The 227-nt window shown below is 74.0% G+C and carries 1 protein-coding gene; it reads right to left on the reverse strand.

The genetic code is table 11. The annotated features are described in order from the left end of the window. Positions 1 to 227: SpnB-like Rossmann fold domain-containing protein (locus ACLQ2N_RS36095; RefSeq protein ID WP_425820045.1), on the reverse strand; the 227-nt coding region annotated here is incomplete at both ends.

A 227-nucleotide genomic window follows, 5' to 3' on the forward strand; every position in this document is an offset into this window, starting at 1 on the left:
GTGTCGGTGTCGGTGTCGATGAGGGTGATGCGGCCGGGCTGTTCGGCCTGCGCGGAGCGGACCAGGCCCCATACCGCGGCGTGGGCGAGGTCGAGGGGTGCCCCGGCGGTGGTGGCGACACCGTGGCGGGTGAGGACCACCAGCGGTGCCTCCGTGGCCTGCAGAGCCGCAAGAACATGCCCGGTCGCCTCCCGGACCGCGTCCGGGACCGGGAGACCCTCCGTGAC

Source organism: Streptomyces sp. DT224, from assembly GCF_049844595.1.
Taxonomy (GTDB): Bacteria; Actinomycetota; Actinomycetes; order Streptomycetales; family Streptomycetaceae; genus Streptomyces.